Here is a 13,384-nt window from a genome sequence, read left to right as displayed (position 1 = left end):
TTCCAGATCAGCCGATCCGGTGCAAAGCGGGTCCGTGGCGTTTCAGCCAGTCCCGCGCCGGGCGGTGATCGCCGTTCAGCCGCTCGACCAAGGCCCAGAAGGCCGGGCCGTGATTCATCTCGACCAGATGGGCGACTTCGTGGGCGGCGACATAGGTCAGCACCCAATCGGGCGCCAGCACCAACCGCCAGGAAAAGGACAGCGCCCCCGCCGCCGAGCAACTGCCCCAGCGGGACCGGGTGTCGCGCACCGTGACCCGTCCAACCGTCCGACCGATTTGGGCGGCCAGGGTCCGGGCACGATGGGCCAGCAGCAGCGCCGCCTCGGCGCGCAGAAAGTGCTCGACCCGGTGGGGCACCATGTCGATCGGACCGCCGACGCGGATTTCTCCGGCTTGGGCCGCCACCTTGCGCGGCGCGGCCGGGTCGTGGCGGATCAGATGCGGCACCCCCAGCAGCGGCACGATGGCACCGGGCACCAGGGCCAGACTCGGCGGCGCGGCGACAAGCCGGGCGGCCAGCCAATCGTGTTGCAGCCGGGCGAAGCGTTCGGCCTCGCGGGCGGGCATCCCCACCGGCAGCACCAGCACCGCCGCCCCGGCGGGATCGAGCCGCAGGCTGAGCCGCTTCGCCCGCGCCGAACGCCGCAGCAAGATGGTGACGGGGCGACCGGCGATGTCGATCACCAGCGGCGGATCGTTGGGCGGACTCACTCGACCGCGACGCCTGCGGGCGCCACCTCCAGATTGAGGGCGGCGGCCATCAGCGCGCGGGTATAAGCGGTGGCGGGGGCCGAGAACAGCTGCTCCGCCGGGCCGGATTCGACCACCCTACCCTCCTTCATCACCACCAGATGGTCGGCCAGGGCGCGGACCACCCGCAAATCGTGGCTGATGAACAGATAGGCGATGGCGTGGCGGGCCTGAAGCTCGCGCAGCAAGGTGACGATCTGCGACTGGACCGAGACATCGAGCGCGCTGGTCGGCTCGTCCAGCACGATGAACGCGGGCTTCAGCACGATCGCCCGCGCAATCGCGATCCGCTGGCGCTGACCGCCGGAAAATTCGTGGGGATAGCGATCGGCAAAGGCGGGATCGAGCCCGACCTCGTCCAGCGCTTCGTCGATCAGGCGGCGGCGCTCGGCCCGGGTGGCGGCGAGGCGGTGAACCTCCAGCCCCTCGCCGACAATCTCCTCGACCGACAGACGGGGCGACAGCGAGCCATAGGGATCTTGGAACACCATCTGCATTCCACGCCGCAAGGGACGCAAATCGGCGGCGCTCATCCGCTCGATCGGGCGGCCCTCGAAGCGGATCGCGCCTTCGGATTTCAGCAGCCGCAGCAAGGCGAGCCCCAGCGTGGTCTTGCCCGAGCCGGATTCGCCGACGATGCCGACGGTCTGGCCGCGCCGGACCCGCACCGACACCCCGTCCACCGCTTTCAGATAGCCGGTGGTGCGGCCGAACAGCCCACCCTTGCGCGGGAACCATACCTTGATGTCGTCGGCGGCAATCACGTCGGGCGCGTCGGCGGCAGGGGTCAGCGGATGGCCGCCCGGCTCGGCCGCCAGCAGCTTGCGGGTATAGGGATGGACCGGCGCGGTAAAGACCGGCTCGACCGGGCCGGTCTCGACGATCTCACCCCCGGTCATCACGCAGACGCGGTCGGCGATTTTCCGCACGATGCCAAGATCGTGGGTGATGAACAGCATCGCCATCCCGAACCGGGCCTGAAGCTCCTTCAGCAGCGTCAGAATCTGGGCCTGGATGGTGACGTCGAGCGCGGTGGTCGGCTCGTCGGCGATCAACAGATCGGGCTGGTTGGCCAGCGCCATCGCGATCATCACCCGCTGGCGCTGCCCACCCGACAATTCATGCGGCAACGCCCCCAGACGGCTTTCGGCGTCGGGAATGCCGACCAGCGCCAGCATCTCCAGCACTCGGGCGCGCAACACCTCGCCGCGCAGCCCCTGATGCAGTTCCAGCACCTCGGCGACCTGCTTGCCGATCGAATGGAGCGGGTTCAGCGAGGTCATCGGCTCCTGGAACACCATCGACACTTTGGCCCCGCGCACGGCCCGCAACACCGGCTCGGGCGCGCCGACCAGTTCGGTCCCGTCCAGGCGGATGCTGCCGCTGGGATGGTGGGCGCGGGGATAGGGCAGCAATTGCAGGATCGACAGCGCCGTCACCGACTTGCCCGAACCGGACTCGCCGACCAGGGCCAGGGTCTCGCCCTTGGCCAGGGTGAAGGAGACGCCGCGCACCGCTTCGACCGCCTCGGCACCATGGCCAAAGGTCACCGACAGGTTATCGACGGCAAGAATCGGGGCAGAAGCACTCATCAGCGGGTCTTCCTCGGATCAAAGGCATCGCGCACCGCTTCGCCGACGAACACCAGCAGCGACAGCAACGCCGCCACCACCACGAATCCGGTCAGGCCGAGCCACGGCGCCTGAAGGTTCTCCTTGCCCTGACGCAGCAGATCGCCCAGCGAGGCCGAGCCGGGCGGCAGCCCCAGTCCGAGGAAATCGAGCGCGGTCAGCGACACGATCGACGAACTGAGGATGAAGGGCAGAAAGGTCAGGGTCGCCACCATCGCGTTGGGCAGAACGTGGCGGATCATGATCCGCCGGTCCGACACACCCAACGAGCGGGCGGCACGGACATAATCGAAATTGCGGGCACGCAGGAACTCGGCGCGGACCACCCCGACCAGACTGGTCCAGGAGAACAGCACCAGCACCAGCAGCAAGGTCCAGAAGCCCGGAGTGATGATCGAGGCGACGATGATCAGCACCAGCAATTCGGGCAACCCGCCCCAGATTTCGAGAAAGCGCTGGAACAGCAGATCGGTCCAGCCGCCAAAATAGCCCTGCACCGCCCCGGCGGCGACGCCGATCGCGGCACTGACCCCCGTCAGCGCCAGACCGAACAGGATCGACAGGCGCAGGCCATAGATCAGCCGGGCCAGCACGTCGCGGCCCTGATCGTCGGTGCCGAGCCAATTGCCCTGGCCGGGCGGGGCCGGATGGGTGCCACCCCGGTCGAAATTGATCGAGCCGTTGTTGAAGCGGATCGGCGGCCACACCGCCCAGCCATGCTCGGCGATGTTGGCGGCGATCATCGGGTCGCGGTAATCGGCGAAGGTGGCGAAATCGCCGCCGAAGGTCGTTTCCGGGTAATCGACGGCGACCGGGGCATAAACCGCGCCATCATAGACCACCAGGATCGGGCGGTCGTTGGCGACCAGTTCGGCGGCCAGGGTAAGGCCGAACACGGCGAGGAAAATCCACAAGGACCAGAAGCCGCGCCGGTTGCGGCGAAACGCGGCGAGGCGACGGCGGTCGAGCGGCGACAGTCTCATCTGGCGTCAGCCCTCCCTGGTTTCGAAATCAATGCGGGGATCGACCCAATGCAGGGTCAGATCGCCGATGAGATTGAGCAGCAGCCCGAGCAGGCTGAAGGCGTACAAGGTGCCGAACATCACCGGATAATCGCGGTTGCTGACCGCCTCGAACCCCAACAGGCCGATTCCGTCGAGCGAGAAGATGATCTCGACCAGCAGCGAGCCGGTAAAGAGGATCGCGACCAGGGCGCGGGGAAAGCCCGCGACGATCAGCAGCATCGCGTTGCGGAAGACGTGGCCGTACAGCACGCCCCGCTCGGTCAGGCCCTTGGCCCGGGCAGTAATGACATATTGCTTCCCGATCTCTTCCAGAAAGGCGTTCTTGGTCAGCATCGTCAGACCGGCAAAGCCGCCGACGACCAGCGCCGTCACCGGCAAAGCGAGGTGGTGGAGATAATCGAGCAGACGGGCGACGAATCCGGCCCCCTCCATCCCTGGCGAGGTCAGTCCGCGCAGCGGGAACCACGACAGATAGCTGCCGCCCGCGAACAGCACGATCAGCAGGATCGCGAACAGAAAGCCCGGCACGGCATAGCCGATGATCACCGCCCACGAGGTGGCGATATCAAAACGCGAGCCGTCGCGGGTGGCCTTGGCGATCCCCAGCGGGATCGACACCAGATAGATAATCAGGGTGCTCCACAGGCCGAGCGAGACCGATACCGGCATCTTCTCGATCACCAATTGGGTGACCGGCACGTCGCGATAGAAGCTGTTGCCGAAATCGAACCGGGCGAAATTGCCGACCATCAGCCAGAAGCGTTCGATCGGCGGCTTATCAAAACCGAATTGGCGCTCGATTTCCTTGACGAAGGCGGGGTCGAGCCCCTGGGCGCCGCGATAGGCTCCCGAGCCGCCCTCCTGCCCGGCCCAGGCCTGTGGCCGACTGCCCCCGCTTTCAGCCCCGCCTGCCCCCGAGACGCGGGCGGCGGCATCGACCGCCGTCCCCTGGATCTTCGACAGCATCAATTCGACCGGACCGCCGGGGGCGAATTGCGCCACCGCGAAATTGACCAGAATGATGCCGAACAGGGTCAGCGGGATCAGCAGCAGACGGCGCAGCGTATAGGCGATCATTTCTTCGCCGAATCCTTGGCCCACCACGCCATCGGGCGCACCCCGGCGGCGGGCGTGACCGTGGGGCGGCCGAACTTGTCCCACCACGCCACCCGGTCAACCCCCAGATGCCATTGCGGGATCACGTAATGGTTCCACAGAAGAACGCGGTCGAGCGCCCTGGACCGCGCCACCAGGGTCTCGCGGTCGGGGGCGGCGATCAGAGCGGCGACCAGGGCATCAATGGCCGGATTCTTGATCCCGGCCAGATTCTGCCCGCCCACCGCGTCGGCGGCGGCACTGCCCCAAAAGCTCGCCTGCTCGTTGCCGGGCGATTGTGACTGGCCCCAGACGTGAACCACCATGTCGAAATCGTACCGGTCGAGCCGGTTCTTGTACTGAGCGGTATCGACGACGCGGACGTTGGCCTCGATCCCCAGGCGTTCGAGATTGCGGGCGAACGGAAGCGCGATCCGCTCCCACACCGGCTGGACCAGCAGGATTTCGAACACGAAGGGCTGGCCATCCTTGACCAGCTTGCCGTTCTGGACCGTCCAGCCCGCCGCCTCCAACAACCGCATCGCCGCGCGCAGATTGGCGCGGATGTTGCCGTCGCCCTCGGTCTCGGGCGGCTTGTAGACGCTGGTGAAGACCTGGGGCGGCACCTTGTCGCGCCAGGGCTCCAGCACCTCTAATTCCTTCGGCCCCGGCAGGCCGAATGCTGCCATGTCGGAATTGGCGAAGAAGCTGGCGGTGCGCTTGTACTGGCCATAGAACAGGGTCTTGTTGGTCCATTCGAAATCGAAGGCGTAGGCCAGCGCCTCGCGGACCCGGGCGTCTTGGAACAGCGGACGGCGCAAATTATAGACATAGCCCTGCATCCCGGCCGGACGCTGGTTGGGGAAAGCTTCCTTTAAGCCCCGCCCGTCCTTCAGCCCCGACCAATCCTGATAGCCGGTGGCCCATTTCTTGGCCTCCATCTCCAGCCGCCAGTCGTACTCGCCCGCCTTGAACGCTTCGAGCGCCACCGTGGTATCGCGGTAGCTGTCATAGCGGATGCGGTCGAAATTGTACTGGCCCCGGCGCACCGGCAAATCGGCCCCCCAATAATCCTTGACCCGGACCCAGGTGACGGTCCGCCCGGTCTCGAACGGCCCAGCCTTATAAGGACCGCTGCCCAGCGGCGGCTCCAGGGTGGTGGCGGCGAAGTCGCGGCCCTTCCAGTAATGCTTGGGCAGCACCGGCAACTGGCCCAGGATCAGCGGCAATTCGCGATTGTCGCCCGGCTTGAAGGTAAAGCGGACCTTGCGCTCGGCCACCTTCTCGACCTTATCGACGGCGGCGTAATAGAAGCGATAGCGGGGATGGCCCTTGGTCTTCAGGATGTCGAACGAGAAGACGACGTCGTCGGCGGTAATCGGCTTGCCGTCGTGCCAGCGCGCCTTGGGCCGCAGGGTGAACGCCACCCACGAGCGGTCGGCGGGGAACTCGATCGTTTCGGCCAGCAGACCGTATTCGGAAAACGGCTCGTCGGCGGATTCGATCATCAACGTCTCGAACGGCAGATCGGCCCCGCTTGGTGCCTCGCCCTTGACGGTGAAGGGGTTGAAGCTGTCCCATCCCCCCGTTTCGGCCAGCCGGATTTCGCCGCCCTTGGGGGCATTGGGATTGACATAGTCGAAATGGGTGAAGTCGGCCGGATATTTCGGCGCGCCATGCATTGCCGCGCCGTGCACCGGGACCGGAGCCTCGGCGGCGCGGGAAGCGGCGGACACGAACAGGCCGAGGCAGACGGCAAGGCAAAGGGCGACTACGACACGCATGCGATCACCGGACCGATCAGGGAGGGGGTGGCCCGAGTGTGGCCGGATTAATCGTCGAGGGCAAGCAGAGGTGATAGAGCAGCGTTGACGCAACGCCATTCGGCTGCGACGATATATATCGGGAGGAAGAGACGTACAGCCCAATGACCGCCGAAGCCGAGAAGCCCCCCCCACCACCGTCCGAATCGAACGTCTTCGCCACCTTGCGCGGAGGCGGACGGATTTGGGCGATCGGAGCCATTCGCGGCGAGGTTACCCGTCTCCACGCACTGCACACCCGTCTCGCCGCCGAATGCAAGCCGGGCGATCAGTTGGTCTATCTGGGCGATTATCTCGGCCACAGCGCCTCGGTGCTGCAAACCGTCGATGAAATCCTGCTGTTCCGCCGCGCCTATATCGCCCGGCCCGGCGTCGGGCTCGACGACGTCGCCTATCTGCGCGGCACCCAGGAAGAGATGTGGCAGAAGCTGCTGCAATTGCAGTTCGCCCCCAATCCGGGCGAGGTGCTGCGCTGGATGCTTGACCACGGCGTCGGTCCGACCGTCGCCGCCTATGGCGGCAATCTGGACGAGGGGTTGCTGTGCGTGCGCGAGGGTATCTTGGCCATGACCCGCTGGACCGGCCAGTTGCGCCAGGCGATGCGAGCCTATGACGGCCATACCGCGCTGATGAGCGTGTTGAAGCACGCCGCCTTCACCGACGACACCACCTTGCTGTTCACCCATGCCGGGCTCGATCCGGCGCGGCCGCCCTCGGCCCAGGGGGATTCGTTCTGGTGGGGCTCGACCGCGTTCTCGACCCTGGCCGAGCCCTATTACGGCTTCAAGCTGGTGGTGCGCGGCGCCGACCATCGCGGCGGCGGCATCGTGCTCGGCCCCCATATCGCGACGCTGGATTCCGGCTCGGGCCGGGGCGGGCCACTGACCGCCGCCTGCTTCGGTTCGGACGGCAACATTCTTCAATTGATCGAGGCCTGACGCCCGTGCGCCCTCTCCGTCTTCCCCTCTGCGCCGCCGCTCTCCTGCTGGCGGCCCCCGTGTCGGTGTCGGCGCAAAGCTGGTCCGACCTGGGCAAGGATCTGCTGAAGCAGCAATTGGAGCGCCAGCAGTCGGCCGGGTCGGCCGCCGCGCCCACCGCGACCTCCAGCGCGGCCTCTCCGGCCGCCATCACCACCACCGCCTCGACCGCCGAAATCGGCTCGGGCCTGACCGCGGCGCTGAAGCAGGCGGTGACCCAGGTCACCGGGCGACTGGGCCGCAGCGACGGGTTCAACGCCGATCCGCTGGTCCACATCCCGTTGCCCGCCAAGCTGTCCACGCTCCGCTCCGGTCTGGCCCTGGCCGGTCAGTCCGGCCTGCTCGACGATCTCGAAGTGCGGCTGAACCGCGCCGCCGAGGCGGCGACGCCCGAGGCGCAGAAAATCTTCCTCGCCTCGCTCGACAAGATGAGCCTGGACGACGCCCGCGCCATCCTGAGCGGCCCCAAGGATTCCGCCACCCAATATTTCAAGCGGACGATGACCCCCGATCTATCCGCCGCGATGCGGCCGGTGATCGAGTCCGAACTGGCCCAGACCGGGGCGATGACCTCGTATCAGGCGCTGACCGCCGCCGCCGGAAGCTTGCCGGTGGTCGGTCAGGCCCTGTCGGGCGGACCGGGGCTGCTGACCGACCACGTCCTCACCCGCGCGCTGGGGGCGATCTTCACCGGCATCGGCCAGGAAGAGGCGGCGATCCGCACCGACCCGGCCAAGCGCTCGACCGAGTTGCTGAAAAAGGTCTTCGGGGGCTGAGAGGCAAATGCCTCATATATCTTTGTTTTTAGCTATCGGCCAACAAGAGTAGTTGACGGCGGGGCCGCATCGGACTATTCGTTCCGGTTCGGCAAGGATTTCCCGCCGCCCACTGCGACGATTGCGCCATGCGAGATACCGTAGACAGCCCCGCCCCAGTCAAGCATTCCTATACCGTCCCTTGCCCCAGCGCGTTCCGCGACCGGGTCGAGGCGCTGGCGGCGAGGCGGCGGGTCAATGTCGCCGACATCGCCCGTTCGGTCCTGCTGGTCCTGCCGGTCGAAACCATCGCCACCTTCCCCGATCCGGGCGAGCCGCCGATCCACGACCGCGAAACGGTGGTGCTGAAATCCGGCCCGGCCGAAGGGCGGCCGTGGCGGCGCAAACCGCGTCTGCAAATCCGGATGGCTCCCGGTTTCGATGTCGAAACGATTCGCCGCGCCCTGGGGCTGGCCCTGGCGCTGGACGAGGGCGGGCTGGCCTTGCGGCTCGACGATCCCGCCGCCCCCCCGCCGCCGCCGCCCCCTCCTCCCGAGCCGGAAGAAGAGACCTTCCCCAAGGTCGAACGCCGCCGCGGCGTCAGCGAGCAAAGCAAGGCGCTGGCCGCCGCGACCGAGGAGATCGAACGGTTAAAGGCGATCATCAACGTCTTGTCGTTCGAAGTGCTTCCGGGCGGGGTGCAGACCCGCGAAGAGGCGCTGCACATCCTGGGCTTCCCCCCCGGCCTCAACCCCGACCGCCGGATGGTCAAGGCGAAGTTCCGGATGCTCGCCACCATCCACCACCCCGACAGCAGCCACGGCAACCATCTGCGGATGAGCCAGTTGAACGCCGCGATCGACCTGCTCCGCACCCTCTGACCGCAGCCGGAACGGACGGAGACGGCGGTCTATTGGCAGGCCTTATAGGCCTGCACCACTTCGTTCTTGATGATCTTGGTCTGGGCGGAAAAGCCGCCATAGCCCCGCTTGGTAATCATCGTCAGCAACTCGCCGATATTCTCGCAGAACCCTTCGGTCAGCGGGTGATTGCGGGCATAGGTGACGATGCTGCCGTCGGCGTGGTTCTGCTTGGCCTGCCAGTCGGCGGGAAATTCGCGTTGCCACGCCTTGAGGCGACGGGCGACGGCGGCACGGAACTTCGCCCCGTTGGCCTCTTCGAACGTGTCCCAGGTCTTGACCGAATCCGGCAGAAAGCGCCCTTGGCAGCGCCGGGACGCCTCGCGCAGATAGATGCCGTGACGGACTTCGCGCTCTGCGGTCAGCTCGGGCAGGGTAAAGCATTTCTTCGGCTTGGGCGCCGCCGCGACCGGCGCGGACAGCACCGCCAGACTGAGCAGGACAAGGACAAGAACGCGGGCCATGACCGCTCCGGATCGAGGGACGGGTCCGTCACTATGCCACAGCCCGGCGCGGCCGACACTCTCTGGGGTGTGGCCGGGACGCCGTGATAGAGTGACCGTATCCGATGTCCCCAGGGAGATTTCGATGAGTGCGTTCCCCGCTTTGCTGCTGACCGAGGAAGACGGTTCGGTGCGCGCCTCGATCCGCGCTCTGACCGAAGCCGACCTCCCCCCCGGCGAAGTCACCGTCCGCGTCGCCTATTCCACCTTGAACTACAAGGACGGGATGATCCTGAACGGCCTGGGTCGGCTGGTGAAATCCTATCCCCATATCCCCGGCGTCGATTTCGCAGGCACGGTCGAATCGTCGGACTCCCCGGCCTTTCGCCCCGGCGACGCGGTAATCTGCGGCGGCTGGCGGGTCGGCGAACTCCATTGGGGCGGCTATGCCGGCAAGGCGCGGGTCAAGGCCGACTGGCTGGTGCCGCTGCCCCTGGGGCTGACGCCCCGCCGGGCGATGGCGATCGGCACCGCCGGGCTGACCGCGATGCTGGCGGTGATGGCGCTGGAAGAAACCGGGCTGTCGCCCGCCACTGATGGCGAGGTGCTGGTCACCGGTGCGGTGGGCGGATTGGGCAGCATCGCGGTGCTGCTGCTGTCGCGGTTGGGCTATCGCGTCGTCGCCTCGACCGGGCGGGCCAACCAGCGCGATTACCTGCTGTCGCTGGGGGCCAGCGCGATCATCGACCGCGCCGAACTTGCCGTCCTTCCGACCAAGCCGCTGCTGTCCGAACGCTGGGTGGGCGTGATCGACGGAGTCGGCGGCTCGACCCTGTCGCACGTCCTCTCCACCCTCAAGGCACGGGGAGCGGTCGCCGCCTGCGGCAATGTCGGCGGCGTGCACTTCGACGGCAACGTCCTGCCCTTCCTGCTGCGCGGAATCTCGCTGCTGGGGATCGACGCGGTGATGTGTCCGACCCCGCGCCGGATCGAGGCGTGGCGGCGGCTGGCCGAGGTGTTGCCGCTCGACCGGCTCGACGCGCTGACCTCCGAAGCCCATCTCGCCGACCTGCCCAGCCTGGGCGCGGGCATCCTGAAGGGACAGGTTCGCGGCCGCGTCGTGATCGACCCCCATGCCGTCTGATCGCCAGATCCTGACCCGCCGGGCGGTGCTGGGTGGCCTCCTGCTCGCCGCCGCCCTCGCCGCTTCGTCCCGGACGGCAGCGGCGGCCCCCGCCACGGCCGGTCTCTACCTTCACCCCAGCCCGATCCCACTGCCGCCGCTCGACATGCGGGACGGCGACGGCAAACCGGTCGGGTTGGAGCCCCTGCACGGTCAGGCGATCCTGCTCAACCTGTGGGCAAGCTGGTGCGCGCCCTGCGTCGCCGAACTGCCCGCGCTCGACCGGATGAAGCCGCTGCTGGCCCGCAACCGCCTCGCCGTGGTGGCGCTGGCGCTCGATCGCGGCGGTGCGGCGACCGCGCGCGCCACCTTCGCCCGCCTCGGCATCCAGTCGCTCGACATCCGCACCGGCGATCCCCGCAGCCTGACCGAGATGCTGGGTGCCCGCGTGCTGCCGATCACCTTGCTGATCGACCGCCGGGGCGACGAAATCGGCCGGGTCATCGGTGCCGTCGATTGGGAGGGGCCGGGGGCGGCCCGCCTGCTCGCCGCCCTGGCCGAGGGCCGTCCCCTCACCGCCGACATGGCCCCCACCATCGCGGGAGCAAGACGGTAACGGCGGATCACACCGCCAGCGTCACCGAGGTTCCCTCGCGCACGACGAAGGCACCGGGCCACCGCGCGGCGGCGGCGGCGGCGATTGCATCCAGGCAATCGTCGTCATGGCCGGGGTCGTGGTGAAACAACCCCAGCCGCTTGACCTTGGCGGCGCGGGCCAGCCGGATCCCCTCCTGCCAGGTCGAATGGCCCCAGCCCCGGCGGGCGGAAAAGATCTCGTCGGTGTAGGTGCTGTCATAAAGCGCCAGATCGGCCCCGGCGAACAGCCCCACCACCGCCGGATCGAGATGGCCGGGGCGATGCTCGGTATCGGTGACGATGGCGACGCTCCACCCTTCCCCTTCGATCCGATAACCGCAGGCCCCGCCGGGATGGTTCAGCGACGCGGTGCGCAGACTGACCCCCGCGACCGGGGACAATGTCTCCCCGATCGAAAAGCCGCTGATCGAATCGATTCCGCGCATCAAGGAGAGCGGCACAGGAAAGCTGGGTGGCTGCATCTGCCGGTCCAGCGCCAAAGCGGGGCCGATTCCGTCGTCGAGGCGGGGGCCGAAAATCCGCAGACGAAAGGACGGATCGAAGCCGGGGGCAAAGAACGGCACCCCGCCGATATGATCCCAATGATAATGGGTCAGGAACAGATCGGCTTCGCTCCAGCCGTCGCGGCGCATCTGCGCGCCTAACCGGCGCAGCCCGGTTCCGGCGTCGAAAATCAGCATCCGCCCGTCGATCTCAACGGCGACGCAGGTGGTGTTGCCGCCGTACTGACTGGTCTCCGGTGACGGGCTGGCGATGCAGCCGCGTACCCCCCAGAACGTCACTCGCACGTCCATCGCGCTCTTCTCCGCCCGGGTCGATCGTCCCAGGTTAGCGCGCTTTGCCCCCGGCGCGAATGGAATGGATCACATCAGCACCCGTAATACGAAAAAAACCCCGCCATCTCCTGTGGGGTGTACGGACCGGGGACAGAGGTAACACCCGTTCGGGGACATGGGTGACACTTCAAGGCATGAGCACTCGCAGGAGGGAGCCATGCCGTTCCATGAGGTGTCAGTCATGTCGCAACGGGAAGAGTTCGCCCGCCTGGCGAGCCAGGCGGGCGCCAACGTCGCCGATCTGTGTCGGCGATACGGCATCAGCCGTAAGACCGGATACAAATGGCTCGGACGTTTTACCGAGCATGAGGAGCATTGGTCAGCAGACCAGTCGCGGCGCCCCCAGCACAGTCCCGGTCAGACCCCGGTCGAGGTCGAAGCTTCGGTTCTGGCGGTGCGGGCGGAGCATCCAGTATGGGGCGGACGCAAGATTCGTCGCGTTCTGGAGCGGGCCGGAAAAGTAACGCCGGCTGCCTCGACGATCACGGCGATCCTGGCTCGCCATGGCCTGATCGATCCTCGGGCCTCACAGGCGGCCACCGCCTTCACCCGCTTTGAGCATGACGCCCCCAACCGGCTCTGGCAGATGGATTTCAAAGGACATTTTGCCATCGATTCTGGACGGTGCCATCCCCTGACGGTGCTCGACGACCATTCTCGATTTTCTCTCTGCTTGGCAGCTTGCCCAAACGAGACCGGCAATACGGTTAAGGATCGGCTGACCATCACCTTCCGGCGCTATGGCCTCCCCGAAGCCATGGTGATGGATAACGGCTCTCCCTGGGGTGATGGACCAGGTTCGCCCTGGACACCGCTGACCGTATGGCTGATGCAACTCGGCATCCGTGTCGCCCATGGGCGGCCCTACCATCCGCAGACGCAGGGCAAGGATGAACGATTCCATCGCACCCTGAAGGCCGAAGTTCTGGCCTGTCGGCGCTTCCGCGACTTGGTCGAGTGTCAGCAGCGCTTCGACAATTGGCGATCCATTTACAACAATGATCGCCCGCACGAGGCCCTCGACATGGCGGTGCCGATGGATCGCTACAGGGCGAGCCGACGGGCCTTTCCCGAGATACTTTCTTCGCCCGATTACGCCCCAGGCGAAACCCTGCGCAAGGTCCAGGACGGCGGGTTTATAAGCTTCAAAGGCCGCCAGATCCGCCTGTGCAAGGCATTCAAGGGCCACAGCCTTGCCCTCAGGCCAACATCCTGCGATGGGATTTGGGAGGCATGCTTCGGCGCACACCGGGTCGCGCAAATCGACTTGCGCGACCCGGTGGATTAGGATGCCCTAACTGTCACCCATGTCCCCGAACACCTGTTACCCATCTCTCCGGTCTAAACA

At 66.8% G+C, this 13,384-nt stretch carries 13 protein-coding genes; 6 read left to right on the top strand and 7 right to left on the bottom strand.

Features of this window, described 5'->3' with window-relative positions; translation table 11 throughout:
• Nucleotides 1–7 precede the first annotated feature (7 nt).
• From BLW40_RS14705 to BLW40_RS14685, 5 genes are read right to left on the bottom strand one after another with little or no spacing between them, the layout of a single operon-like run.
• Nucleotides 8–712 carry a M48 family metallopeptidase gene (locus tag BLW40_RS14705; RefSeq protein WP_074769909.1) on the bottom strand — a complete coding sequence of 235 codons (705 nt, stop codon included), beginning with the start codon at nucleotides 710–712 and terminating at the stop codon, nucleotides 8–10.
• Nucleotides 709–2,343 carry an ABC transporter ATP-binding protein gene (locus BLW40_RS14700; protein WP_074769907.1) on the bottom strand — a complete coding sequence of 545 codons (1,635 nt, stop codon included), beginning with the start codon at nucleotides 2,341–2,343 and terminating at the stop codon, nucleotides 709–711. Before BLW40_RS14700 ends, BLW40_RS14705 begins: the two co-directional genes overlap by 4 nt.
• Nucleotides 2,343–3,365 carry an ABC transporter permease gene (locus BLW40_RS14695; protein ID WP_074769905.1) on the bottom strand — a complete coding sequence of 341 codons (1,023 nt, stop codon included), beginning with the start codon at nucleotides 3,363–3,365 and terminating at the stop codon, nucleotides 2,343–2,345. The genes BLW40_RS14700 and BLW40_RS14695 overlap by 1 nt, the downstream gene beginning before the upstream one ends.
• Nucleotides 3,366–3,371: 6 nt before the next feature.
• Complete coding sequence (locus BLW40_RS14690; RefSeq protein ID WP_074769903.1) at nucleotides 3,372–4,484, bottom strand: microcin C ABC transporter permease YejB; 1,113 nt, start codon at nucleotides 4,482–4,484, stop codon at nucleotides 3,372–3,374.
• Nucleotides 4,481–6,286 (bottom strand): extracellular solute-binding protein, encoded by a 1,806-nt coding sequence (locus BLW40_RS14685; RefSeq protein ID WP_074769901.1) that lies wholly within the window; start codon nucleotides 6,284–6,286, stop codon nucleotides 4,481–4,483. The genes BLW40_RS14690 and BLW40_RS14685 overlap by 4 nt, the downstream gene beginning before the upstream one ends.
• Nucleotides 6,287–6,429: 143 nt before the next feature.
• On the opposite strand from BLW40_RS14685, the gene BLW40_RS14680 reads away from it, so the two are divergent.
• The 3 genes from BLW40_RS14680 (at nucleotide 6,430) to BLW40_RS14670 (ending at nucleotide 8,938) form a co-directional block, all read left to right on the top strand.
• Nucleotides 6,430–7,263, top strand: a complete 834-nt coding sequence (locus tag BLW40_RS14680; protein ID WP_074769899.1) for a hypothetical protein — start codon at nucleotides 6,430–6,432, stop codon at nucleotides 7,261–7,263.
• A 5-nt stretch (nucleotides 7,264–7,268) separates the two neighbouring features.
• Nucleotides 7,269–8,078 (top strand): DUF4197 domain-containing protein, encoded by an 810-nt coding sequence (locus BLW40_RS14675; protein ID WP_074769897.1) that lies wholly within the window; start codon nucleotides 7,269–7,271, stop codon nucleotides 8,076–8,078.
• Nucleotides 8,079–8,206: 128 nt separating this feature from the next.
• Nucleotides 8,207–8,938: a J domain-containing protein gene (locus tag BLW40_RS14670; RefSeq protein ID WP_074769895.1), complete on the top strand. Its 732-nt coding sequence runs from the start codon at nucleotides 8,207–8,209 to the stop codon at nucleotides 8,936–8,938.
• 29 nt (nucleotides 8,939–8,967) lie between these two features.
• Here BLW40_RS14670 and BLW40_RS14665 read toward each other — a convergent pair whose 3' ends face one another.
• The gene (locus BLW40_RS14665; RefSeq protein ID WP_074769893.1) at nucleotides 8,968–9,441 is read right to left on the bottom strand and encodes a hypothetical protein; all 474 of its coding nucleotides are present in this window, start codon (nucleotides 9,439–9,441) and stop codon (nucleotides 8,968–8,970) included.
• 124 nt (nucleotides 9,442–9,565) lie between these two features.
• On the opposite strand from BLW40_RS14665, the gene BLW40_RS14660 reads away from it, so the two are divergent.
• A complete protein-coding gene (locus BLW40_RS14660) occupies nucleotides 9,566–10,564 on the top strand; it encodes an MDR family oxidoreductase (protein WP_074769891.1) in 999 nt (332 codons plus the stop codon).
• Entirely contained in the window at nucleotides 10,554–11,159 is a 606-nt protein-coding gene (locus BLW40_RS14655) for a TlpA family protein disulfide reductase (protein ID WP_074769889.1), read from the top strand. Before BLW40_RS14660 ends, BLW40_RS14655 begins: the two co-directional genes overlap by 11 nt.
• 7 nt (nucleotides 11,160–11,166) lie before the next feature.
• Here BLW40_RS14655 and BLW40_RS14650 read toward each other — a convergent pair whose 3' ends face one another.
• Complete coding sequence (locus BLW40_RS14650) at nucleotides 11,167–11,994, bottom strand: MBL fold metallo-hydrolase (protein ID WP_074769887.1); 828 nt, start codon at nucleotides 11,992–11,994, stop codon at nucleotides 11,167–11,169.
• Between the two features lie 199 nt (nucleotides 11,995–12,193).
• On the opposite strand from BLW40_RS14650, the gene BLW40_RS14645 reads away from it, so the two are divergent.
• Nucleotides 12,194–13,324, top strand: a complete 1,131-nt coding sequence (locus BLW40_RS14645; RefSeq protein WP_074769087.1) for an IS481 family transposase — start codon at nucleotides 12,194–12,196, stop codon at nucleotides 13,322–13,324.
• Nucleotides 13,325–13,384 lie beyond the last annotated feature (60 nt).

It is taken from the genome of Magnetospirillum fulvum (assembly GCF_900108475.1).
Classification (GTDB): Bacteria; Pseudomonadota; Alphaproteobacteria; order Rhodospirillales; family Magnetospirillaceae; genus Phaeospirillum; species Phaeospirillum fulvum_A.
The sequence above is the reverse complement of the archived record's forward strand: the minus strand, read 5'-3'. Positions and strand labels throughout refer to the sequence as shown.

Bases quoted from the DNA above. Each gene is read 5' to 3' on its own strand.
- BLW40_RS14700 (WP_074769907.1), bottom strand. From the start codon at position 2,343: ATGAGTGCTTCTGCCCCGATTCTTGCCGTCGATAACCTGTCGGTGACC.
- BLW40_RS14695 (WP_074769905.1), bottom strand. From the start codon at position 3,365: ATGAGACTGTCGCCGCTCGACCGCCGTCGCCTCGCCGCGTTTCGCCGC.
- BLW40_RS14690 (WP_074769903.1), bottom strand. From the start codon at position 4,484: ATGATCGCCTATACGCTGCGCCGTCTGCTGCTGATCCCGCTGACCCTG.
- BLW40_RS14685 (WP_074769901.1), bottom strand. From the start codon at position 6,286: ATGCGTGTCGTAGTCGCCCTTTGCCTTGCCGTCTGCCTCGGCCTGTTC.
- BLW40_RS14680 (WP_074769899.1), top strand. From the start codon at position 6,430: ATGACCGCCGAAGCCGAGAAGCCCCCCCCACCACCGTCCGAATCGAAC.
- BLW40_RS14670 (WP_074769895.1), top strand. From the start codon at position 8,207: ATGCGAGATACCGTAGACAGCCCCGCCCCAGTCAAGCATTCCTATACC.
- BLW40_RS14665 (WP_074769893.1), bottom strand. From the start codon at position 9,441: ATGGCCCGCGTTCTTGTCCTTGTCCTGCTCAGTCTGGCGGTGCTGTCC.
- BLW40_RS14660 (WP_074769891.1), top strand. From the start codon at position 9,566: ATGAGTGCGTTCCCCGCTTTGCTGCTGACCGAGGAAGACGGTTCGGTG.
- BLW40_RS14655 (WP_074769889.1), top strand. From the start codon at position 10,554: ATGCCGTCTGATCGCCAGATCCTGACCCGCCGGGCGGTGCTGGGTGGC.
- BLW40_RS14650 (WP_074769887.1), bottom strand. From the start codon at position 11,994: ATGGACGTGCGAGTGACGTTCTGGGGGGTACGCGGCTGCATCGCCAGC.
- BLW40_RS14645 (WP_074769087.1), top strand. From the start codon at position 12,194: ATGCCGTTCCATGAGGTGTCAGTCATGTCGCAACGGGAAGAGTTCGCC.